This window comes from Acinetobacter sp. 231_lipA (assembly GCF_058243005.1).
The window spans coordinates 2,938,571-2,961,215 of the sequence record NZ_JBZAYU010000001.1 but is presented as its reverse complement, the minus strand read 5'-3'; the positions used below and the strand labels follow the sequence as shown (position 1 = coordinate 2,961,215).

Genomic DNA, 22,645 nt, shown 5'->3' with positions numbered 1-22,645 from the left:
AAATTATGCTGCCATTACTTTTAGTAAATGTTGATCATAAAATTCATCCGGTGTTGCCTTATTCAAACTTGAATGAGGACGTATCATGTTATAAAAATCCAAATATTCAGCAATTGATTGTTTCGCTTGTTTAACCGTATCGTAAGCCTTCAAATAGACTTCCTCATGCTTCACGCTGCGCCATAAACGCTCAATCATTACATTATCCATCCATCGTCCTTTCCCATCCATACTGATACGGATATTTCGCAATTTTAACTCATTCAAAAATGCCTCGCTTGTGAATTGACTGCCTTGGTCTGTATTAAACACCTCAGGACAACCATATTTCACAATTGCTTCTTGCAACGCATCTATGCAAAAGTCTGTTTCCATACTGATCGATACTCGATGAGCCAGTACTTTACGACTATGCCAATCTATAATTGCACACAGATAGACAAAGCCTTTAGCCATAGGAATGTACGTTATATCTGTACACCAGACTTGATTAGAGTGATCGATGACCATGTTTTTCAACAGATATGGGAAAATACGGTGTGCAAGATTAGGCTTACTGGTATTGGGTTTTGGATACAAGGCATGTATTCCCATCAAGCGCATTAAACGTCGGACTTTACGCCGACCTATTTGATGTCCTTGACGCTGTAGCATATCTCGTATCATTCGACTGCCCATAAATGGGTAGTCGAGATGAATTTCATCGATTAGACGCATCCAACTCAAATCAGTTGATGAAATCTCTTTGGGCTTGTAATACAACGTACTGCGATTGATTTGAATCAATTGCGATTGTTGTCGTACCGAAAGTTGATGGGTCTTATCGATCATTTTTTGCCGCTCAGCTGCCCTATTTTTCTGAGCGCACCTTCTAAAAAATCAATTTGCAATGCCTGATGTCCTATCTTGGCATGTAGAGCTTTGAGGTCAATCTCTGGTTCTTGTTGTGCTGTTGGTCGTGAAAAAATATTGACTGATTGCTCAAGCAGTTGATTTTTCCAATCGATGATTTGGTTTTGATGTAAATCGAATTGAGTAGAAAGTTCAGCGAGTGTGTGGTCGCCTTTAATTGCTGCGAGAGCAACTTTAACTTTAAACTCTGCTGAATGATTACGACGTTTTCTTCGTGTCATGGTTGACTCCAAAAACAAGCATTTCCCATGCTTATTGGGGAGTAGATTATCACTTATAGGCGTGGTCTAAAATCCTAGAACCACATCATTCTGAAACTCGTGAGGAAGTTGGACAGTCTAATGTTTATCTAGGCAAAGATCCTGTTGTCTTTGGTGGATTTGTGATTCGTGGATCAGCACAAAAGGAATACGATCCAATCTTTATGAATGGTCTCCTAAAGACTGATTCCTTAAGAGATCAAATTACTCAACTTAGTGGTGGAAGTACAAGATTTAATATTGGTCAAGATTCTTTAAATAAGGTTTCTGCTTATCTTCCATTGAAAGAAGAACAAACCAAAATCGCCTCTTTTCTTTCAGCAGTAGATGAAAAAATCAGTCAATTGACACAAAAACACCAACTCCTCAGCCAATACAAACAAGGCATGATGCAGAAGCTGTTTAGTCAGCAGATTCGTTTCAAAGCCGATGATGGAAGTGAGTTTGGGGAGTGGGAGGAAACTAACTTAATTTCAATTTCAGAAATTATTATGGGAAGTTCACCCAAGTCTGAACATTACAATGAAAACTCCATAGGATTACCCTTATTACAAGGTAATGCCGATATCAAAAATAGAAAATCAGTACCACGTCTTCATACATCTGAAATAACTAAGACATGCAATATAAATGATATCCTACTAAGTGTTCGTGCTCCTGTTGGTTTTGTTGCGACCTCAGAGCATATCGCCTGCATAGGTCGTGGATTGTGCGCCATACGAGCTAAAAATGAATACTCCCAAGATTTTTTGTATCAATGGTTATTGAATCATGAAAAATCGTGGGTAAGCCTTTCACAAGGAAGTACCTTTGACTCTGTCAATAGCGAACAAATCAAGAAGCTTTGCATACTAATACCTTGCCTTGAAGAACAAACCAAAATCGCTAACTTCCTGTCCGCCATCGACCAAAAGATTGATGTGGTTTCAGAGCAGCTAGAACAAGCTAAGCTTTGGAAAAAAGGACTATTGCAACAAATGTTTGTATAAGTAAACAAACTACTCCCATCTGATCTAAAGACTTTGAGGATAAAACATCACCGTATGTTTCGAGCTTCAATCAGATGGATTTCACTGAGATCACCGTAATTCAATAAAAAATTAGAGAAAGAGATGTCCGTACAAAGCGAAGCTCAACTTGAACATGAACTCATAGAACAGCTCAAACAACTAGGCTACCAACAAGTTGAGGTCAAAGATGAAAATCAACTGCTGAGCAATCTCAAAATTCAAGTTGAACGTGCGAATGACATTTCTGCTTTCTCTGCAAATGAATGGGCACAAGTTCTCAACCATCTCAAGGCTGGAAATAACTTCAACTGTGCCAAGGTATTGCGTAATCGCTTTCCTGTCACCTTCGATGATGGTTCTACACGCCACATTGATTTTTTGTTTGCTGACCCTTCAAAAAACATCTATCAAGTCACCAATCAGATCGCCATCGATCATAGAGCAAGCAACGGACATACCAGTCGCTTTGACGTCACATTGCTCATCAATGGCCTACCATTGGTCCAAATTGAGCTCAAACGTGCAGGCGTAGAACTTCCTGAAGCCTTCAACCAAACTCAACGCTATGCCAAGGATGCGTACGGCAGCGGATCAGGTCTGTTCAACTACATTCAGATTTTTGTCATTAGTAATCGTGACCATACGCACTACTACTCCACGGGCACAAAAAATTTCGAGTTCACCTTTCCTTGGGCTGACTTCGACAATAAGCACATCCACAAAATAGATGCCTTTGCAGCAAATTTCCTCAACCATGAGCACATCACAAAGATGCTCACTGAGTACATGGTAATTCAGACATCTAAAGAAATAAAAGTTCTGCGTCCCTATCAAATATATGCCGTACAGCAAATCATTCAGCGTGTACAACATTCAGATAAGAATGGCTATATCTGGCACACTACGGGCTCAGGTAAGACACTCACCTCGTTCAAAGCAAGTCAGCTCATCATGCGCTTGCCTGAAGTAGAGAAAGTACTTTTCGTGGTGGATCGTAGTGACCTCGACACCCAAACTGTTCGTGAGTTCAATGCCTTCAAAGAAAATAGTGTAGATACGACAAAGAATACAAGCACATTGGTTGCTCAGTTGGGCCAAACCCATGACAAACTCATTGTCACGACCCTACAAAAGCTCAATATTGCAATCAGCTCTGACCGCTATGCAGATCAAATTGGCTATCTCAAAGACAAGAAAGTCGTAATCATTTTTGACGAATGTCATCGCAGTCAATTCGGTGATACCCATAGAAATATCAAGCGTTTCTTCAACCAAGCACAAATGTTTGGCTTCACTGGTACACCAATCTTTGAGAAAAATAGCCAACTCAAGATAGACTCCAAAGCAGTAACCACCAATGCCCTCTTCGATGAATGCTTGCATAAGTATGTGATCACAGATGCCATCCGTGATGGTAATGTCCTACCTTTTCAAATTGCCTACTTGGGTAAATACACCAGTAACGGCATAGAAAATAGTGACAGCTATGAAGAAGATGTAGAAGGTATCGACACAAAAGAGTTGTTCGACAATCCTGCTCGCCTAGAAATGATCACGCGCTACATCGTTGACAATCACCACATTAAAACCAAGAACAGAACCTTCACCGCCATGTTCTGTGTCAGTTCCGTTGAAGTACTCACCCAGTACTACGAATTGTTCAAGAAAGTACAGCAAGAGAAGCAGCAACACGCCATAGATAATGGAGAAATATATAATCCACTCACTATTGCCACTATTTTCTCCTTTGCAGCCAATGAAGAACATACCGTAGATGATCAAACTGGACTCATCGAGGAGGAGTCTGCTGAACTTCCTACCAAGATCAGTCAATCAAATAGAGATAAGCTAGATCAGTACATTGCGGAGTACAATGCTAAGTTTGGACAAAATTTCAACTCAGGTGAAGAGTTCTACCCCTACTACCGTGATATTGCCAATCGTGTACGCAAAAAAGAAATCGACATCTTGCTAGTCGTAAATATGTTCCTGACAGGCTTCGACTCAAAGCCACTCAACACCCTATACGTGGACAAGAACCTCAAATATCATGGCTTGATCCAAGCCTTCTCACGTACCAACCGTATCCTCAATGCAGATAAGCCATTTGGGAATATTGTGTGCTTCCGTAATCTCAAGCAAGCAACAGACCAAGCACTCACGCTCTTCTCCAATCGTGCAGAAGCAGAAAAGATTGTGCTCATTCCAAGTTTCGAAAGTATCAAAGCAAAATACAATGCAGCGGTAGCTCATTTGCTCAGTATTGCCCCTGATCCTGATCAAGTCCCTCATACGCTACATACTGAAGAACAACAGTTGGAATATGTCAAAGCTTTCCGTGAAGTCATGCGTATCAATGCACAATTGGAAAACTTCGTAGAGTACGATCAAGACGATACAGACCTCAATAAAGCAGAGTTCCAGAGTCATACATCGCAATACAAGTATCTGTACAACAATGTACGTATCATGCAGCCTAAAGACAAAGTATCGGTACTCAATGATGTGAACTTCCAACTGGAACTGATCCACAGAGATACAGTGAATGTGGGCTACATCCTCAACTTGCTACAGTCAGTCGTCAACAACAAAGATCCTGAGAAGAAACAGCAATATCGCTCACAGGTGCAAGACATCATCTCCACCAATCACAACCTGTACGACAAGCAAGAACTCATCCAAAAATTCCTCGATGAGAACATTCCTCGTATGGTGAATGGTCAAAGCGTAGAAGAGGTATTCTCAGCATTCTGGGATGTTGAAAAGGAAAAAGCACTGGATGAGCTCTGTCAGCAAGAAGCACTCAAACCAGAAGTATTCAAAGCAGTCCTAGGACAGTACGAATACACCAAGCGTTTGCCAAGCCGTGAAGATGTCAAAGACCTACCAATCAATCGTCCAAAGATATCAGAACGTAAAACCCTCATGAACACACTGGTACTCAAAACTCGTACCTTCATCGATAAGTTCTACAAGGGCCTGTGAGATACAAACAAATATCAGTAGATTCCCCCAAGATAAAACCGAAATCCCCCTAATCCACTAGGGGGAAACAGGCAAACAGCAAAACCTCAAATATTCCCCACTTCATTTACCATTTTCTCTGCGCTCAGCTCGCGCGATGTACTGACATCGGATGAATCATCCACGATTCTGACCGCATCGCAAATGAGCATGAAGAAATGGTCTGAGTGATATTTTGTGGAACCTTGACTGGTCCCCATCGGACTTTCTGGAAGATGGACCACATTACGGTCTATAAAAGGCAGTTGAAAACACAATCAATAGGCAATAAAAAACCTCATAACTCAAATAGTTACGAGGTTGGATAAATGGTGGGCCCACACAGACTTGAACTGTGGACCAACGGATTATGAGTCCGCTGCTCTAACCAACTGAGCTATAGGCCCTAATATGCTGAATTTGTTATATATCAACAAGTTCAGGCGAAATGAATACTATCGAAGATTTTTTCAAAAGACAAGCTTTTTCATACATGGTTGTACACTATCCAAACAATCAGGGGAATTTACATCATCAAACTGACATATCAGGTCTTTCACGATGTTTGAGTTACATACTAAGACTCAAAAGCACTTATAAACACTACAATAATAAAATTTAACTCTGTACACGACAAAAATAGATAACTCATTGAAATAATGTCATAATAATTGTTTTCTAACGACGAATACTATGACACATCTCAATGAGTTATATCTTATCTTAAACAAATATCTAAAATGGAACAAGTCACATTTAAAGTGCTTTGCGCTCATCATGCTTGTGATTATTTTAAAGCAAACATGTAATCTTTCTTCTGCATCTAAAGCCTTGCCCATCAAGTGCTTACCACAATCATTTTATCGACGTATGCAGCGCTTCTTTGCAGGTCAGTATTTTGATTATCGTCAAATTTCTCAGTTGATTTTCAATATGTTTTCATTCGACCAAGTGCAACTGACTTTAGATAGAACCAATTGGAAATGGGGAAAACGAAATATTAATATCCTGATGCTCGCAATCGTTTATCGTGGAATAGCGATACCTATCCTTTGGACATTGCTTAATAAACGTGGAAATTCAGATACGAAAGAGCGCATTGCTTTGATTCAACGCTTTATAGCCATTTTTGGTAAAGACCGTATTGTGAATGTGTTCGCAGACAGAGAGTTTATCGGTGAGCAGTGGTTTACATGGTTAATTGAACAAGACATCAACTTCTGCATTCGTGTTAAAAAAACTTCATTGTCACCAATCATTTAGGAAAGAATCATAAAATTAGTGATTTATTTCGCCATCTTAAAGTTGGTCAAATTGAATGTCGTAAACGACGGATTTTGGTTGGTCGGGTGAAACTATATATAAGTGCACTACAGTTAGAAAATGGAGAGCTTTTACTCGTCGTTTCTCCTCAGTTTAATGCCAATGCTATTCAGGATTATGCATTACGCTGGGAAATTGAAACCTTATTCAGTTGTCTCAAAGGACGCGGGTTTAATCTTGAAAATACGCGCTTGACAGACCCTAGACGAGTGAAAAAATTGATTGCGGTGTTAGCTATAAGCTTCTGTTGGTGTTACTTAACGGGTGAATGGCAACATGATCAAAAAAAAGTGATAAAAATAAAGAAGCATGGACGACTCTCAATGAGTTTATTTCGCTATGGTTTAGACTATGTTCAAATGGCGATTCAGCGTTTAATTGGTTTTGGGAAAAAAGAAGAGTTTAAGGAAATTTTGGCAATTTTAAGAAGGCAGAACCCTGATAGGATAAGGGTTCTGTGAAATTTGTCGTGTACAGAGAAAATTTAATTAAATTGGATAAAAACTAAATACCGGCTTTTTCTTTTTTTCGTGACTCAATGAAAAACTCAACAATTGACCAAATAACCACCAAAGAAAAGAGAACGATTGCACATAAAAAAGTCGAAAGATAAGCCATTTTAACAATCCTGAACTTTGTTAAACCAAAGTTAAAGTGTGAAAATGCACACTTTAATCTTAGACCAAAGTCTAATCTTTCATTTCGATTATGAATAGTGGTATTTTCATTTTCACCATATTTATTTTCTATTTGATTAGATTTAAAACATCTTAATGTTCCATTTTCACCCTCTACTTCTTCAACTACTTAGGATTCAAGCCCATTCATAAAAGTGGTAAGTGCAATCAAGTAGGACTTGACTCAAACCGTAAACAAGCAGACATTAGCCTCTTTAAAAAACACTTGTATTTTTATGGTCATGTTAAAAAAATTCATTGGTGAGTCTGCGTTTAAACTCACAGGCTGGAAATATCATGTAGAACCAAACGTTTTGGAAGACAAGCAAGTCATTATTGGATTTGAACATACTTCTATGTTGGATGCTGTCTTGTCACTGGCGATTTTTCAAATCTACGATATGAAAATCCATACCCTGATTAAAAAAGAATTATTCAAAGGGCCAATGAAGCCCATACTCGAAGCCATTGGTGGCATCGCGGTCGATCGTAAGTCAAATAAAGACATTGTGTCTCAAATGGTTGAATACTTTAGCCAAAATGAAAAATTCAATTTAGTCATTGCACCTGAAGCGACACGCGCCAAAACAGGTGAAGTACGTAAACCTATTCGTACTGGGTTTTGGCATATTGCTAAAGCAGCAAATGTCCCTATTGTACTGATGTACGCGAACTCAAAAACCAAGCAAGGCGGTATTTTTGGAAAAATCTACCCTACAGACCTAGATCATGACTTAACGCTTATTAAAGCACTTTATAAAGAGCATGTTGGTTTAGATATTGAGATTCCAGAACCTAAAACTGCTGCACAATAAGGTCGTTTAATTAACCTAAAAGAATGTGAAGACGCTATTCTTTTAGGTCTCTGTGGGTGTTTCCCAACAGTTAATTTTTAAAGTGAACTGCCTCACAAGGTAAATTTTAAATAACTGGCTTTATTTCAAACAATTTTAATTCTTTTTTTGTTTGTTCAGGCGATTTTCAGAAAAACACCTACTTTCGCATAAAAAAGTGCTTATGGTAGAATTTGCACAATTTGATAGGCACAAAGCCAATCTACAAGGAGCATATTTCGCATGGCGGGTCATTCCAAGTGGGCCAATATTAAGCATCGTAAAGCAAAACAAGATGCTAGCCGTGGTAAACTTTTTACCAAATTTATTCGTGAATTAACAACTGCTGCAAAGCTTGGCGGTGGTGATGCTGCAAGCAACCCACGTCTTCGTGCAGTTGTAGAAAAAGCACTTTCTGTAAATATGACACGTGACGTTATCAACCGTGCAATCCAACGTGGTGCTGGTGGCGAAGATAACGATGATTTAAAAGAAATTACTTACGAAGGTTATGGTGTTGGTGGTGTTGCAGTTATTGTGGAAACCATGACTGACAACTTAAACCGTACTGTACCGGATGTCCGTCACTGTTTCTCAAAAACAGATGGCAACTTAGGCACAAACGGTTCAGTTGCTTTCTTGTTCACAAAACGTGGTGAGATCACTTTTGAAGATGTGTCTTTAGAAGATAAAATCATGGACGTGGCACTTGAAGCAGGTGCTGAAGATATCGAAGTCGATGAAGATGAAATCTTAGTCATTACTACACCTGAATCTTTTGGTGATGTACAAGATGCTTTAACTGCTGCAGGTTTAAAATCGGACAATGCTGAAGTGGTCATGAGCCCTTCAACTAAAGCCGAAATCACCGATATCGATCAAGCGAAAAAGATTATGAAAATGATTGATATGCTTGAAGATTTAGATGATGTACAAAACGTATATACCAATGTTGAATTCTCTGACGCGGTATTGGCAGAATTAGACGCCTAATCTTCTGCTTTAAAAATGCGTTCTCAAATATAGCTTTGGGAGCGCATTTTTTATGGCTGATTGAATACACTGTCAATAAATTTTGCTTTTTTAAATCGATATTCATCCATCGTTAAATATTGGCTGTCTTGTTTTAATTGATTATAAGCCATGACTAAATTCTGACTTTTCAACAAGCGATCACGAAAGATCAAAAAACTTTGCCACTGAGAGTTTTTCACGACCCATTAAATAGCAACATCATCCTGCTGTAGCGACTCTAGCATACACAGTTCATGCGTTCTTAAAGTATCAAGCTTTTCAACAAAACCTAAACTGGAAATACTAACGATGGCTGAGTCAAAATCTACAGCATCAACAGCCACATAAATATCCAAATCACCTTTAGAAACTGCATAAGGAATGGCAGATGAACCAATATGTTCAATCTGTGCTTTGGGTATGAAAGCTAAAAGTTGTCGCTGGTAGTATACAAATTTTTAATGGCAAGATGCTTGATACTCAGTAGCTGCATAGAACCTCAGCATACGCTAAACCTTACTCAACAAACCGCTACAGTTAAATACATTATATTCTTTAATCACAAAGCTTGAATGAAGTGCTACCACATGCTCAATTTTACCAATGCGTTTGAGTAAAATATCACTGTAATTTTCCATATCTCTTGCCACAACTTCAACAATAAAATCTGCTGACTGCCCTGTCACTAAAAAGGCATTGGTCACTTCAGGAATGCTTTCCAACTCTTCCAAGAACTTGGAAAAAGTGTCGGTATCATGTTTACTCAAAGATACTTGGAGTAAAACATGTAGGCTAAACCCGAGTTTTTGATAGTTAATATCTCGCTTAACTTTAGTCATAATCGCATTATCAATCAGATGCTTAATACGACGATGCACCGAACTGACCGATAAATTAATACGCTCTGATAATTCGTTTAGATTGATATCTTCATTACTTAAAATTTCTAAAATTTGCTTATCAAAACGATCTAATTCCATTATTTAACTCTCATGACAACTTATGTTTATAGGTGTTTATTTCATATTAAGCATTTCAAATGAAAGATAAAGCTTATTTGCAGTTTTTTTTCATATATTTTCAGATTAATAAAAAGATATCAGCTTTTTTAGACAAAGAGTGCCATGATCTTTTACAACGTGTTAAATAGACTGAGAAAATTTCTATTCAGTTTCTCAAAATAATGATATTGAAAATACAAGAAAGGCAAAGGCTGTATGTATCACATACCACCTTTGCCTTGTTTGGCTTGAGCTTATTTTAAACGCCGCGCCAGTCGACTCGAGCATTGCGCTCGGTTTGATAGACTCTTAAAACATACTGCCCCAAGGGTAAATTGGTTAAATAGGTTTTATAAGCACTAAATTCTTCAGATAGACTTTCCTCATGGTCTTTTTCCCAAGGTGTCCCTTTAATCTCCAGTACAGGCGCCAACATCGAACACACAGCAATATCCGCCAAACCTAAACGATCCCCGACAAAGTAACGTCCATGATTAGCAATTAACTTCTCATTCAATACTTCAATTAAACGCTGCATTTCGGCTTTGGAATGCTCTATTTTCTCTGCATTCAACTCATAGCCTTTCGACATCAATGTTTTCATTAAAGGTTTAGTGTATTTTTCAAATTTACGTAAATAGCCCTTTTCGCCCAACATAATCTGTAACGATTGATCGTTATCGGACAATGCATGGGCCAACCCCCAACGACGCACATGCAATCCCAAGTCGTTGGCTAGTGCATTAACATCTAAAGCCTCTTTACGAAGCTGTACTTCATTACGTAACAGTCGATGTTCTGGATAACGCTCATCAAGATATAATGCAATCTCGGTGGTATCAGCGACCCATTTGTTCTGATCACGCAAAATAGGCAGTTTATTTTGACCGGTCTTTAACTGTGCAAAAGCCCGGTGAACCCCAGGCACCACATTTTGTGCAACAAAATCTAGCTCTTTATGATCGAGCAACCAGCGAGCTTTCTCACAAAAATGAGATAAAGGAAACTGGTATAAAGTTCTCATAAATGCTCCACATTTATTTTTCTATTTTGACTTTTCAGAAAAGCCATCTATTTCAGTTGGATACTTTAGTCACTGTATTTAGGATTTACAATGTACTTTTTACTCAAAACTGCCTAGCAAATGCTCAACAGCCTTTATCAAATTTATACGTTTTTTTCTCTACAATATCTCAAATCTTGATAAGCAAGCCTTTGATCATACTATTTACCCCACCGTTAAATTAGTTATTCCTTATTTTTCAAATTCTTAACATATCTTCTAAATGATTAAACTTAGCATATTTTGTTTTTAACTTTTTAGCTGCTAAGTAATTCAAAATCCTTCATTTAATCATTCAAGCAATCCCAAGTAGCGTATAGGCATTAAGTAAAGGTGCTTTTATGTCTCATACACTCTCTAAAAATATTCACGTGATACAAAATGATCAGGACGCAATTAATGCAGCCTATCATGTCGCTGACTTTGCCTTAGAAGGTCGGGATCAACGTGATCAGAACCGTCAACTCCCTTTTGCTGAAGTCGAGTTATTTAGCCAAAAAGGATTAGGTGGTATTCGTATTCCTCAAGCTTTTGGAGGCGCATTTGTTTCCAACAAAACCTTAGCTCAGGTTTTTCGCATTATTAATAAAGCCGACTCAAGTGTCGGCCAAATTCCCCAAAACCAAATTGCGCTGCTTAACATGATTGATATCTTAGGCAACGAACAACAGAAACAGTTTATTTTTAATGAAATATTAAACGGCAAACGCCTTGCCAATGGCGGCCCTGAACGCAATACCAAAGACACTAAAACTCTGAGTACAACATTAAGCATTGAAAATGGTCGTTACTATGTCAATGGTGAAAAGTTCTACTCTACAGGCAGTAGCTTTGCCCATTGGTTAGCTATTAAAGCCATTCACCCTGAAGGATATGTGGTACTGACGCTTGTTGATGCCACAGCACAAGGTGTGGAAGTCATTGATAACTGGAACGGTTTTGGTCAGCGTACAACTTCAAGCGGCACAGTAAAATTACAACGGGTTGAAGTCGATCCACTACTTATCTTTGATGAGCGGAAACTGGTTGAAGACGTCAATTACCGTGGTGCTTTCTCGCAGTTAATGCAAGTTGCAATTGATGTCGGTATTGCAGAAGCCGCATTTGAAGACACTTTGTCAGCAGTGAAAAAAGCCCGACCAATTGTCGATGCGCAAGTTGAGAAAGCCAGTTTTGAACATTACACCTTACAAGAAGTCGGCAAATCCGCTGTCCTGTTGGATGCCGCTATTTTACTGCTCGATGAAGCTGCTGAATATTTAGATGAGCTCGACCGACTGAGCATTGTCAGTGCCGAACAAGCAGCTAAAGCTTCCATTCTAGTCGCCGAAGCAAAGGTCTATGCTAATGATGCTGCACTACAAATTTCTGAAAAACTCCTAGAGCTTGGCGGCAGTCGTTCGAGCCTAAGCCAACATAATTTAGATCAACATTGGCGCAATGCACGTGTGCATACCTTACACGACCCGATCCGCTGGAAGCTGCATGCACTGGGTAACTACTATTTGAACAACACTTTCCCTGCTCGCCACGCCTGGATTTAAGGAGAACATTATGACTTCATTTCAACCTATTCTTCCACTTCAATCCAAAAATGCAGCGTATGCACATATTATTCAAAGCGATGCCGAAGCCTTAGAGATTGCCAAAAATTTAGCTGAGCAGTTTAAACAACAGGCTATCCAACGTGATGCGGAACGTATTTTGCCTTTTGAGGAAATCGAAGCCTACAGTCAATCTGGGCTCTGGGCGATTACTGTACCGAAGGAATTCGGGGGCGCAAATGTTTCCAGCTATACGGTCGCGCAAATTATTGCACTAATGAGTGGTGTGGATGGTTCGATTGGACAAATTCCCCAGAACCATTTCTATGCCTTAGAGGTTTTACGTAACAACGGTACTGAACAACAAAAGCGTAAACTCTATGCAGAAGTGCTAAAAGGTGCACGCTTTGGTAATGCCTTGGCAGAGTTTAAAACTAAAAATGCAACACAAAAACAAACTGCACTCAGCCAAACTGAACAAGGCTATGTGGTCAATGGTGAAAAGTTTTATTGCACAGGTAGTCTGTTTGCAGACCGCATCCCCACTTTAGTCAAAGATGCCGATGACAAAGAGTTTCTGGTCTTTATCCCACGGAGTAGCCAAGGACTCGAACTGATTGATGATTGGTCGGGTTTTGGTCAACGTACCACAGGCAGCGGTACAGTCAAATTCAATCATGTCGCTGTAGATGCTGAAGATATTGTTCCTTTCGATACCGCTTTTTCTAGACCGACTCTGGTTGGGCCTTTTGCTCAAATTATGCATGCTGCCATTGAAACAGGCATCGCGCGTGCTGCTTTTGAGGAAACACTGGTTCGTGTGCGTCAGGCTCGTCCGTGGATTGACTCTGCTGTTGAACAGGCAACCGATGATCCTCTAACACAGTTTGAACTGGGACGAGTAATTGCCGATGTTCGTGCCAGTGAAGTCTTACTCAAACAAGCGGCCCGCTCAATCGATGCAGCACGTCCTTATCCAACCATAGAAAACATTGCTAAAGCATCACTGGATGTAGCGAAAGTTCGTGCACACAGTACAGAAACCGCATTAAAAGCCGCTTCGAAATTGATTGAACTGGCAGGCAGTCGTGGTAGTCAGCGTGAAGATGGCCTAGACCGCTTTTGGCGTAATGCACGTGTTCACACGCTACATGATGCGTCACGTTGGAAATATTACTTCATTGCCAATTATCTTCTTAATGGTGTACTTCCGCCACGCAGAGGGACATTGTAATGACATTATCATCTCAAAATAACAAGTCGAAGCAAATCATCCTGAATGCCTTTGATATGAATAGCGTAGGTCATATCAATCACGGTTTGTGGACACACCCACGCGATGAGTCACATCGTTTTAATGAACTCAGCTATTGGACCGATTTGGCGCAAACTTTAGAGCAAGGTTTATTTGATGGGTTGTTTATCGCCGACATTACGGGTGTTTACGATGTTTATCAAAATGGTCTTGATTTAACCCTAAAAGAGTCGATTCAGCTTCCAAGCCATGACCCAAGTACACTCGTTTCTGCTATGGCTGCCGTTACACAGCACTTAGGTTTTGGTGTCACTGTAAATCTGAGCTATGAGTCGCCTTATCAGTTTACACGACGCTTTGCGAGCCTCGATCATTTAACCCACGGTCGTATTGGTTGGAACATTGTCACGGGTTACTTAGACAGCGCAGAACGATTAATTGGTCAAAAAGGTTTAAAAGATCACGACTTACGTTATGAACAAGCTGAAGAGTTTCTCGAACTTTGCTATAAATTTTGGGAAGGTTCTTGGGAAGACGATGCCGTACAAAAAGATAAATTAAACCGTGTCTTTACCGATCCGTCAAAAGTTCATGCCATACAGCATCAAGGCAAATTTTTCCAAAGTCAGGGCGTTTTTCAAGTTTCTCCATCTATTCAGCGGACGCCTGTACTTTATCAAGCGGGCGCTTCAAGTAAAGGCTTAGCTTTCGCAACTCAGCATGCTGAAGCCATGTTTATTGGTGCTGACACGCCTAAAAAACTGAAACAGCAAGTCGATAAGATTCGTGCGCTTGCATTAAGCCATGGACGTGATGAGCAAGCTATTAAACTCTTTGTTGGCATTAGTATAGTGACGGCAGAAACGGACGAACTCGCACAAGAAAAACTGACAGAATATATTCGCTATGCCAGTCCAGAAGCAGGTTTGGCTCATTTTTCCAGTTCGGTCGGAATTGATTTGGGCCAATTCGCAGATGATGAAGCGATTCCTTATAAACAAACCAATAGCATTGCTTCGGTCAATAACAAATTTAAAGAACAAAAAGTTACGCGAGCTGATTTGAAAGCCCAGCATGTACTCGGTGGACGCTATCCACTGATCGTCGGGAGTGGAAAAACTGTAGCAGAGAAACTCATTCAGCTCTTAGATGAAACTGGCGTAGACGGCTTTAATCTCACACGAACCGTTGCCCCAGAGTCACATCAAGACTTTATTCGTTGGGTCATCCCAGAATTACAAGAGCGTGGACGTTATAAAACCGCCTATGAAACAGGTAGTTTACGCCACAAATTATTCGCTCAAGGTGACCGACTGGCCGCAGACCACCCAGTACAGCAGTATCGATGTCAAAGCTCGAGCTCTCATCCTAAAACACAGCAAAAACAAACCGCATAAATTTTAAAATACGAGAAATATCATGGCTCAAACTGCAAAAACAAAATTTACCGTTATTGGGGTAATTGTCGCCGCCATCGTCATTGCACTGGTGGCGTGGTCTTATCATAAAAAATCGAGCAACACTGAACTGGTGATTGGGATCAGCCCACCCTTTGCCAATCCGTTAAAGGTGGCTGTGGAAGAAGCAAAACAGCAAGGCATCAACGTCAAACTGGTCGAGTTTTCGGATTGGAATACCCCCAATATCACGCTCAACCATGGTGATATTGATGCCAACTATTTTCAGCATCAGCCCTTCTTAGATAACGCCATCAAAGAAACCCAATTTAAACTCAAAGCACTGGATAAAGGCGTCACCACACACGTCGGTTTATATTCAAAAAAATATGACTCGATTGCTGCGATTCCTGAAAATGCACGTACAGTTATTCCAAATGATCCAGTAAATCAAGGTCGTGCGCTTTTACTGTTACAACAGGCTAAATTGATTAGCTTAAAAGATCCAAACAATCACCTATCCAACCTGCAAGATATTGTCAGCAATCCTAAAAAGCTCCAGTTTATTGAAGTTGAAGGTCCACAAACTGCGCGTGCCGTTGATGATGCTGACTTGGTCTTTAGCTATCCACATTATTTACGTCTTGCAAAAACCATCGACCCAAATGATGCACTGATCTTAGATGACAACACCAATACCCTGTATTCGATTTTATTTGTGGTGCGTGACGACTACCAACAGCAACATCCAGAGAAAGCGGCACAACTTGAAAAGTTCATCAAGATTTATCAAACATCTGACAAAGTTAAACAGACTTTGAATAGTGAAATTGGTGAAAAACTTTGGTTCCCTGGTTGGAAGTGAGTATAAGCAATGACGCAATCTTTCATTCAAAATCGAAAAAAATGGCTGATTGGCTTAAGCATCATCGTGGCATTTTTTTCTCTAGCGGGTTACCGCTATAGCAAAAGCCATGCGCAAGATGATGTCTTAACGATTGGTATTAGCCCACCTTATGCCGAACTGCTGCAAAGCGTGGCAGATGATGTAAAAAAGCAAGGCATTCAAGTCAAACTGGTTGAATTCTCTGACTGGCATGCGCCAAATGTTGCTGTGCAAAATGGTGACATTGATGCCAATTTTTTTCAACAAAGTGTCTTTCTACGCAATGCGATTCGCGAAACAAATTATGATCTGCATGCATTCGCCACAGGAACAGGAAGTCATGTCGGACTGTATTCAAAAAAATATAAGTCCTTAGATTCACTACCAACTCAAGCACGTGTGGTCATCCCCAATGACCCTGTAAACTCGGCACGTGCTCTAATTTTACTGCATCGTGCAGGTTTGATTCAGCTCAAAGACCTCAACAATGAACTATCTACTGTACAAGATATTGTGAGCAATCCTAAACAGCTTCAGTTTATTGAAGTAGAAGGCCCACAAACTGCTCATGCGTTTAATGATGCCGATTTAATTTTTGGCTTCCCGCATTATTTAAAAATGGCCAAAGTCACAGATCCTCATCATGCCCTTTTTCTTGATCCTATAGACAAGAAATAAGCCATTTTATTTGTGACACGTGAAGACTATCCAGATCAAAACCAGAAACTTGCGACCTTTGTGCAAGCATTCCAAAACTCAAAACACGTTCAAGAAATTTTAGACCGTGATTTTGGCCAAGGTCTGTGGTTTGAAGGCTGGAAATAAGGAGAAAAAGAATGGTCAGCTTTGGTTCTCATGTGGATTTTTCAATTCCACATATCAAAATTCGTAACTTAAACAAACATTATGCAGTACAAGGTCAAACTGTACACGCACTCAAAAATATTGACCTAGACATCCCGACAGGGAAAGTGTTTGGCATTATTGGCAAAAGTGGTGCAGGTAAATCTTCCCTGCTCCGCACCTTAAATGGTTTAGAAAGTATCAGTGAAGGTCATATCCATATTCATCAGCAAGACTTGGCAGCATTGAACCACGCTGAGCTGATTCAGCTCCGCCAACGCATTGGTATGATTTTCCAGCATTTCAATTTAATGTCTGCCAAAACAGTCTATGAAAATGTTGCACTGCCCCTCAAAGCGGCCAATTATCCTAAACAAAACATCGAACAACGTGTCAATGAAGTTTTACAGTTGGTTGGGCTAAGCGATAAGTCACAGCATTACCCATCACAACTGTCTGGTGGTCAAAAGCAACGCGTGGGCATTGCCCGTGCATTGGTTCACCATCCTGAAATTTTACTCTGTGATGAAGCGACATCTGCGCTCGATCCAGAAAGCACCTCTGTAGTGTTGTCCCTACTCAAAGAGATTAATCAAAAGCTGGGTATCACCATTGTATTGATTACCCATGAAATGCAAGTGATTCGGGAAATCTGCGATCAGGTCGTGGTCATTGATGGTGGTGAAATTGTGGAATCAGGCGAAGTTTGGTCGGTGTTCTCTCAACCCCAACAAGGCATTACGCAAGAACTACTAAATCTAGAACAACTCGATTTGCCTTTTCGTTTAAATGCTGAACCTACGCAGCTCGATACACATGCCATTTTCAAAATTCGCTCGACGTCAGATGCGCATCATCCTCCTGACCTAAAACAAATTTTAGAACACTTTCCACAAACTTTGCATTTATATCAAAGTCAGGTCGACACCATCCAGAACCATTTAATAGGAACATTGGTTATTGCTGTTCCTACACAGAACTTAGAAATTCAATCGCTACTACAAAAACTAAAAGCGCATGTGACACATGTAGAGGTACTTGGCTATGCACGACCAACTCATTGATTTATTACTGACAGGCACTATCGACACCTTAATCATGGTCGGCGCATCTGCGTTTTTTGCCTTACTCATTGGTCTGCCAATGGCAGTGGTTCTGGTCAGTACCTCTGAGCATGGCATTTATCCTTCCAAAAGTATTAACCATAGCTTAGGCTGGTTGGTGAATATCACCCGTTCCGTTCCCTTCCTGATTTTGATGGTGGCCCTCATTCCACTCACACGTTGGATTGTAGGCACCAGTTATGGTGTTTGGGCAGCAGTTGTCCCTTTAACCTTAGCAGCAACACCCTTTTTTGCACGAATTGCAGAAGTCAGTTTACGCGAAGTAGATCAAGGGCTGATTGAGGCTGCGCAAGCTATCGGCTGTAACCGTACTCAAATCATTTGGCATGTGTTGTTACCTGAAGCTCTTCCTGGAATTGTCGCAGGTTTTACCGTAACCATTGTGACCATGATTAACTCCTCTGCCATTGCAGGCGCAATTGGTGCTGGCGGTTTAGGCGATATTGCCTATCGTTATGGTTATCAGCGTTTTGATATGCAGATCATGTTGGCCGTGATTGTCGTGCTCGTGATTTTGGTGATGTGTGTGCAAGTGATTGGAGACAATCTGGCAAATCAACTCGATAAAAGGAAGGTTTAATCCCATTTCCTATATAAAGCAGAGACTATACTGTCCACTTAAGTTTTTTAGCCCTCCTTTTTCTGAGGAGGGTGTTTCAATATGAAGTTCACTACCCATTTATAATCGCTTCTGATTTATGACAGCAGTCTAATCAACATTGTTTTTCTTTGAAATTCACATAGAAAATATAGCTCTCAATATACAGATAGAAATGAATAAGCTATAACGTATCTTCAAAGCTAAATAAGAATAACTACCTCAATATGCATCATTCCCCTAAAATTAAAGTACTCGCTTTCGACATCTTTGGAACTGTTGTGGACTGGCATTCTTCAATCGTTCAAGAAGTGAAAAGTCTAGCCTTGAACATTGATGCCAACCAATTTGCATTAGACTGGCGAGCAGGCTATCGACCTGCAATGGATCAGGTTTTGTCAGGTCAGCAGCCGTGGATCTCCATTGATGATATTCACCGTCTCATTTTGGATGAGCTTTTAGTGAAATATCCTCTGTACACGACAAATTTCACAGAACCCTTATCCTATCAGGATTCTGCCTTCTTAAAATTGCCAAAATTTCCTTAAACTCTTCTTTTTTCCCAAAACCAATTAAACGCTGAATCGCCATTTGAACATAGTCTAAACCATAGCGAAATAAACTCATTGAGAGTCGTCCATGCTTCTTTATTTTTATCGCTTTTTTTTGATCATGTTGCCATTCACCCGTTAAGTAACACCAACAGAAGCTTATAGCTAACACCGCAATCAATTTTTTCACTCGTCTAGGGTCTGTCAAGCGCGTATTTTCAAGATTAAACCCGCGTCCTTTGAGACAACTGAATAAGGTTTCAATTTCCCAGCGTAATGCATAATCCTGAATAGCATTGGCATTAAACTGAGGAGAAACGACGAGTAAAAGCTCTCCATTTTCTAACTGTAGTGCACTTATATATAGTTTCACCCGACCAACCAAAATCCGTCGTTTACGACATTCAATTTGACCAACTTTAAGATGGCGAAATAAATCACTAATTTTATGATTCTTTCCTAAATGATTGGTGACAATGAAGTTTTTTTAACACGAATGCAGAAGTTGATGTCTTGTTCAATTAACCATGTAAACCACTGCTCACCGATAAACTCTCTGTCTGCGAACACATTCACAATACGGTCTTTACCAAAAATGGCTATAAAGCGTTGAATCAAAGCAATGCGCTCTTTCGTATCTGAATTTCCACGTTTATTAAGCAATGTCCAAAGGATAGGTATCGCTATTCCACGATAAACGATTGCGAGCATCAGGATATTAATATTTCGTTTTCCCCATTTCCAATTGGTTCTATCTAAAGTCAGTTGCACTTGGTCGAATGAAAACATATTGAAAATCAACTGAGAAATTTGACGATAATCAAAATACTGACCTGCAAAGAAGCGCTGCATACGTCGATAAAATGATTGTGGTAAGCACTTGATGGGCAAGGCTTTAGATGCAGAAGAAAGATTACATGTTTGCTTTAAAATAATCACAAGCATGATGAGCGCAAAGCACTTTAAATGTGACTTGTTCCATTTTAGAGATTTGTTTAAGATAAGATATAACTCATTGAGATGTATCATAGTATTCGTCGTTAGAAAACAATTATTGTGACATTATTTCAATGAGTTATCTATTTTTGTCGTGTACAGAGTGAAATATCAAATATCCACACTGACCGAAGCTCAAAAAATGGATTTAAATTTTATTTGGCATCGTCTCAACCCTTGGCCAGATACAGTCGCTGCACTCAATCAATTAAAACAAGATTATATTATTTGCACCCTTTCAAATGGCAACATTCGCTTATTCGTCGATCTAGCAAAGTACGCAAAATTGCCTTGGGACACTATTTTCTCTGCTGAAAATTTCAAAGCCTACAAACCTTCTCCCCAAACCTATTTAGGTGTCGCAGACTTACTCAATGTTGTACCGAGTCAAGTGATGATGGTTGCCACCCATCAAGATGACCTTGCCGCAGCGCGTAGCTGTGGACTTCTGACGGCGTATATTGAACGCCCCTTTGAGTATGGTTCAGCTCAATTGAAAGACTCTAGTTCTTGCATAGACAATAATCTACATGCAACTGACCTCTTAAATCTGGTTTCTTTATTAAAAGAAAAGGCTCGTATATAGGGCTTAAATGAGGAAGTTCTGCCCACAACATGATTTACAACTTTGATTCTTCTCGCCTGAGACCTGACTTTGTCATGGCTTTCATGTAAAATCACTGGCAATTTTTATATAACACGTTGTGAGTTATTTCATGGGTTTTAATTGCGGTATTGTCGGCTTGCCGAACGTTGGTAAATCTACACTTTTCAATGCATTGACTAAAGCTGCTATTGCTGCTGAAAACTTCCCATTCTGTACAATTGAACCAAACACAGGCATCGTTCCTGTGCCAGATCCACGTTTAGACAAACTTACCGCGATTGTAAAACCTCAGCGTGTGATTCCAACGACGATGGAATTCGTGGACATTGCAGGTTTAGTTGCGGGTGCATCTAAAGGTGAAGGCTTGGGGAACCAATTTCTTGCAAACATCCGTGAAACGGATGCGATTGCTCACGTTGTACGTTGTTTTGAAGATGAAAACGTCATTCACGTTAACGGTAAAATTGACCCGCTTGATGACATCGCAACTATCAATACGGAACTTGCACTTGCTGACTTAGAAACTGTGACAAAAGCAGTGACTCGTTTAGCAAAATCTGCAAAAGGTGGCGACAAAGAAGCGCTTGCAACCAAAGCGGTTTTAGACAAAATTTTACCTTTACTAGATGAAGGCAAACCTGCTCGTGCAGCTGACCTAGATGATGACGAACGTAAATTGGTTCGTGGTTTTGGATTAATGACTTTAAAACCAACCATGTATATTGCGAACGTTGCAGAAGATGGTTTTGAAAATAACCCGCATTTAGATGCTGTGAAAAAACTTGCAGCTGAAGAAAATGCAATCGTAGTTCCGCTTTGCAACCAAATCGAAGCCGAGATTTCACTGCTTGAAGATGAAGACCGTGCTGAGTTCCTTGAAGCTTTAGGCATGGAAGAGCCAGGTCTAAACGTGGTAATTCGCGCAGGCTACGGTCTTTTAGGTTTACAGACTTACTTCACAGCAGGTGTACAAGAAGTTCGTGCTTGGACCGTTAAAGTGGGTGCAACCGCACCACAAGCGGCCGGCGTGATCCACACTGACTTCGAAAAAGGCTTTATCCGTGCTGAATGTGTTGCTTATAACGACTTCGTTCAATACAACGGTGAAGCAGGCGCGAAAGAAGCAGGTAAATGGCGTTTAGAAGGTAAAACGTACATCGTTCAAGACGGTGATGTTCTACACTTCCGCTTTAACGTATAAGTCGTTCCGAGTATAAAAAAACCCGATACCAATCGGGTTTTTTTATAAGCTTAAATCAAGCTTAAAAATAGCATTAAATAACATATGAGCACCTGATCCGTTTGGATCTCACACAATATTCTAACTTCTATTCTTTTACATTATCGCTAATTTAATCACAGGCACTAATGCCTTCATTGAACAAACGAAAATGAAAAAGATCAGCACATTTATTGCAGCAGGTTTATTCACAACGCTTAGCGCTACAGCATTTGCATGCCCACAAGGAGCAACACTGTCGGGTGGTACAGGTGCAAATCATAAAGGTGGTAAGTGCGTCGCAACCATGAACGTGACGAAACATGATCAGGCAATGAAACAAGCCAAAACGGCCAAACACGATCAAGCCATGAAACAGGATAAAATGGTGAAACATGATTCAATGAAAGCCAATGATGTGACCAATAAATCCCATAAAGATGCTCATGCTTCAAACCCGAATACACCCAAAGCTCAACCAGATATACATAAAGTCGCGAAGACATCTTAAAACAGCATAAAAAAAAGC

18 protein-coding genes, 1 tRNA gene and 3 pseudogenes are annotated in these 22,645 nt (G+C 40.1%); 16 read left to right on the top strand and 6 right to left on the bottom strand.

The features are described from left to right. Positions 1-3 precede the first annotated feature (3 nt). Positions 4-1,133 (bottom strand): IS3-like element ISAcsp5 family transposase gene (locus AC4CUX_RS14500; protein WP_100607972.1). Its coding sequence is split into 2 segments (ribosomal slippage): positions 4-881 and positions 881-1,133, totalling 1,131 coding nucleotides; the frame shifts between segments, so codons are not numbered across the junction. A 290-nt stretch (positions 1,134-1,423) separates the two neighbouring features. Between AC4CUX_RS14500 and AC4CUX_RS14495 the strand changes: the two are divergent. Further along, positions 1,424-2,161, top strand: a pseudogene (locus AC4CUX_RS14495) (restriction endonuclease subunit S); the annotation flags it as partial. Positions 2,162-2,284: 123 nt separating this feature from the next. After that, positions 2,285-5,167, top strand: coding sequence for a type I restriction endonuclease subunit R (locus AC4CUX_RS14490; RefSeq protein WP_490792469.1), 2,883 nt, complete (start codon positions 2,285-2,287; stop codon positions 5,165-5,167). A gap of 348 nt (positions 5,168-5,515) precedes the next feature. Here the strand turns inward: AC4CUX_RS14490 and AC4CUX_RS14485 are convergent. Then, positions 5,516-5,592 (bottom strand) — tRNA-Ile (locus tag AC4CUX_RS14485). A 286-nt stretch (positions 5,593-5,878) separates the two neighbouring features. On the opposite strand from AC4CUX_RS14485, the gene AC4CUX_RS14480 reads away from it, so the two are divergent. The 3 genes from AC4CUX_RS14480 to AC4CUX_RS14470 all read left to right on the top strand — a co-directional run bounded on the left by AC4CUX_RS14480 (position 5,879) and on the right by AC4CUX_RS14470 (position 9,011). Then, a protein-coding gene (locus AC4CUX_RS14480; RefSeq protein ID WP_088631513.1) for an IS4-like element ISAba1 family transposase occupies positions 5,879-6,969 on the top strand; the annotation gives its coding sequence in 2 pieces (ribosomal slippage) (positions 5,879-6,419 and positions 6,419-6,969; 1,092 coding nt in all). 458 nt (positions 6,970-7,427) lie between these two features. Then, on the top strand, positions 7,428-8,000 hold the full coding sequence (locus AC4CUX_RS14475) for a 1-acyl-sn-glycerol-3-phosphate acyltransferase (RefSeq protein WP_317113631.1): 573 nt from the start codon (positions 7,428-7,430) through the stop codon (positions 7,998-8,000). Between the two features lie 261 nt (positions 8,001-8,261). Beyond that, positions 8,262-9,011: a YebC/PmpR family DNA-binding transcriptional regulator gene (locus tag AC4CUX_RS14470; RefSeq protein ID WP_004980080.1), complete on the top strand. Its 750-nt coding sequence runs from the start codon at positions 8,262-8,264 to the stop codon at positions 9,009-9,011. Between the two features lie 50 nt (positions 9,012-9,061). On the opposite strand, the pseudogene AC4CUX_RS14465 reads toward AC4CUX_RS14470, so the two are convergent. The 3 genes and pseudogenes from AC4CUX_RS14465 to AC4CUX_RS14455 form a co-directional block, all read right to left on the bottom strand. After that, positions 9,062-9,535 (bottom strand): annotated as a pseudogene (locus AC4CUX_RS14465) (GrpB family protein). 6 nt (positions 9,536-9,541) lie between these two features. Further along, positions 9,542-10,012 carry an Lrp/AsnC family transcriptional regulator gene (locus tag AC4CUX_RS14460; protein ID WP_086209319.1) on the bottom strand — a complete coding sequence of 157 codons (471 nt, stop codon included), beginning with the start codon at positions 10,010-10,012 and terminating at the stop codon, positions 9,542-9,544. Positions 10,013-10,292: 280 nt separating this feature from the next. Beyond that, positions 10,293-11,057, bottom strand: a complete 765-nt coding sequence (locus AC4CUX_RS14455) for a glutathione S-transferase family protein (protein WP_490747845.1) — start codon at positions 11,055-11,057, stop codon at positions 10,293-10,295. A 380-nt stretch (positions 11,058-11,437) separates the two neighbouring features. On the opposite strand from AC4CUX_RS14455, the gene AC4CUX_RS14450 reads away from it, so the two are divergent. The 8 genes and pseudogenes from AC4CUX_RS14450 (at position 11,438) to AC4CUX_RS14415 (ending at position 19,291) form a co-directional block, all read left to right on the top strand. After that, positions 11,438-12,640 (top strand): SfnB family sulfur acquisition oxidoreductase, encoded by a 1,203-nt coding sequence (locus AC4CUX_RS14450; RefSeq protein ID WP_490747846.1) that lies wholly within the window; start codon positions 11,438-11,440, stop codon positions 12,638-12,640. A 10-nt stretch (positions 12,641-12,650) separates the two neighbouring features. Further along, a complete protein-coding gene (locus AC4CUX_RS14445; RefSeq protein WP_490747847.1) occupies positions 12,651-13,874 on the top strand; it encodes an SfnB family sulfur acquisition oxidoreductase in 1,224 nt (407 codons plus the stop codon). Continuing rightward, positions 13,874-15,292, top strand: coding sequence for an LLM class flavin-dependent oxidoreductase (locus AC4CUX_RS14440; protein ID WP_490747848.1), 1,419 nt, complete (start codon positions 13,874-13,876; stop codon positions 15,290-15,292). Before AC4CUX_RS14445 ends, AC4CUX_RS14440 begins: the two co-directional genes overlap by 1 nt. 22 nt (positions 15,293-15,314) lie before the next feature. After that, positions 15,315-16,157 (top strand): MetQ/NlpA family ABC transporter substrate-binding protein, encoded by an 843-nt coding sequence (locus tag AC4CUX_RS14435; protein WP_058869506.1) that lies wholly within the window; start codon positions 15,315-15,317, stop codon positions 16,155-16,157. A 9-nt stretch (positions 16,158-16,166) separates the two neighbouring features. Next, a pseudogene (locus tag AC4CUX_RS14430) lies at positions 16,167-17,003 on the top strand (MetQ/NlpA family ABC transporter substrate-binding protein). 11 nt (positions 17,004-17,014) lie between these two features. Next, complete coding sequence (locus AC4CUX_RS14425; RefSeq protein ID WP_005399600.1) at positions 17,015-18,085, top strand: methionine ABC transporter ATP-binding protein; 1,071 nt, start codon at positions 17,015-17,017, stop codon at positions 18,083-18,085. Further along, on the top strand, positions 18,066-18,725 hold the full coding sequence (locus AC4CUX_RS14420; RefSeq protein WP_005399601.1) for a methionine ABC transporter permease: 660 nt from the start codon (positions 18,066-18,068) through the stop codon (positions 18,723-18,725). The genes AC4CUX_RS14425 and AC4CUX_RS14420 overlap by 20 nt, the downstream gene beginning before the upstream one ends. Before the next feature lie 245 nt (positions 18,726-18,970). Then, entirely contained in the window at positions 18,971-19,291 is a 321-nt protein-coding gene (locus AC4CUX_RS14415) for an HAD family hydrolase (protein WP_490792468.1), read from the top strand. Here the strand turns inward: AC4CUX_RS14415 and AC4CUX_RS14410 are convergent. Beyond that, positions 19,233-20,323, bottom strand: a protein-coding gene (locus tag AC4CUX_RS14410; RefSeq protein ID WP_100607965.1) for an IS4-like element ISAba1 family transposase whose coding sequence is annotated in 2 segments (ribosomal slippage) — positions 19,233-19,783 and positions 19,783-20,323 — 1,092 coding nt in all. Because the reading frame shifts where the segments join, the coding sequence is not laid out codon by codon here. The two genes, AC4CUX_RS14415 and AC4CUX_RS14410, sit on opposite strands and share 59 nt — an antisense overlap. A 70-nt stretch (positions 20,324-20,393) precedes the next feature. On the opposite strand from AC4CUX_RS14410, the gene AC4CUX_RS14405 reads away from it, so the two are divergent. From AC4CUX_RS14405 to AC4CUX_RS14395, 3 genes are all read left to right on the top strand, one after another. Next, positions 20,394-20,876, top strand: coding sequence for an HAD-IA family hydrolase (locus tag AC4CUX_RS14405; RefSeq protein ID WP_490792467.1), 483 nt, complete (start codon positions 20,394-20,396; stop codon positions 20,874-20,876). 130 nt (positions 20,877-21,006) lie between these two features. Beyond that, positions 21,007-22,098 carry a redox-regulated ATPase YchF gene (gene ychF / locus AC4CUX_RS14400; RefSeq protein ID WP_004693442.1) on the top strand — a complete coding sequence of 364 codons (1,092 nt, stop codon included), beginning with the start codon at positions 21,007-21,009 and terminating at the stop codon, positions 22,096-22,098. 190 nt (positions 22,099-22,288) lie between these two features. Continuing rightward, positions 22,289-22,627 (top strand): hypothetical protein, encoded by a 339-nt coding sequence (locus tag AC4CUX_RS14395; protein WP_078426512.1) that lies wholly within the window; start codon positions 22,289-22,291, stop codon positions 22,625-22,627. Positions 22,628-22,645: the final 18 nt, after the last annotated feature.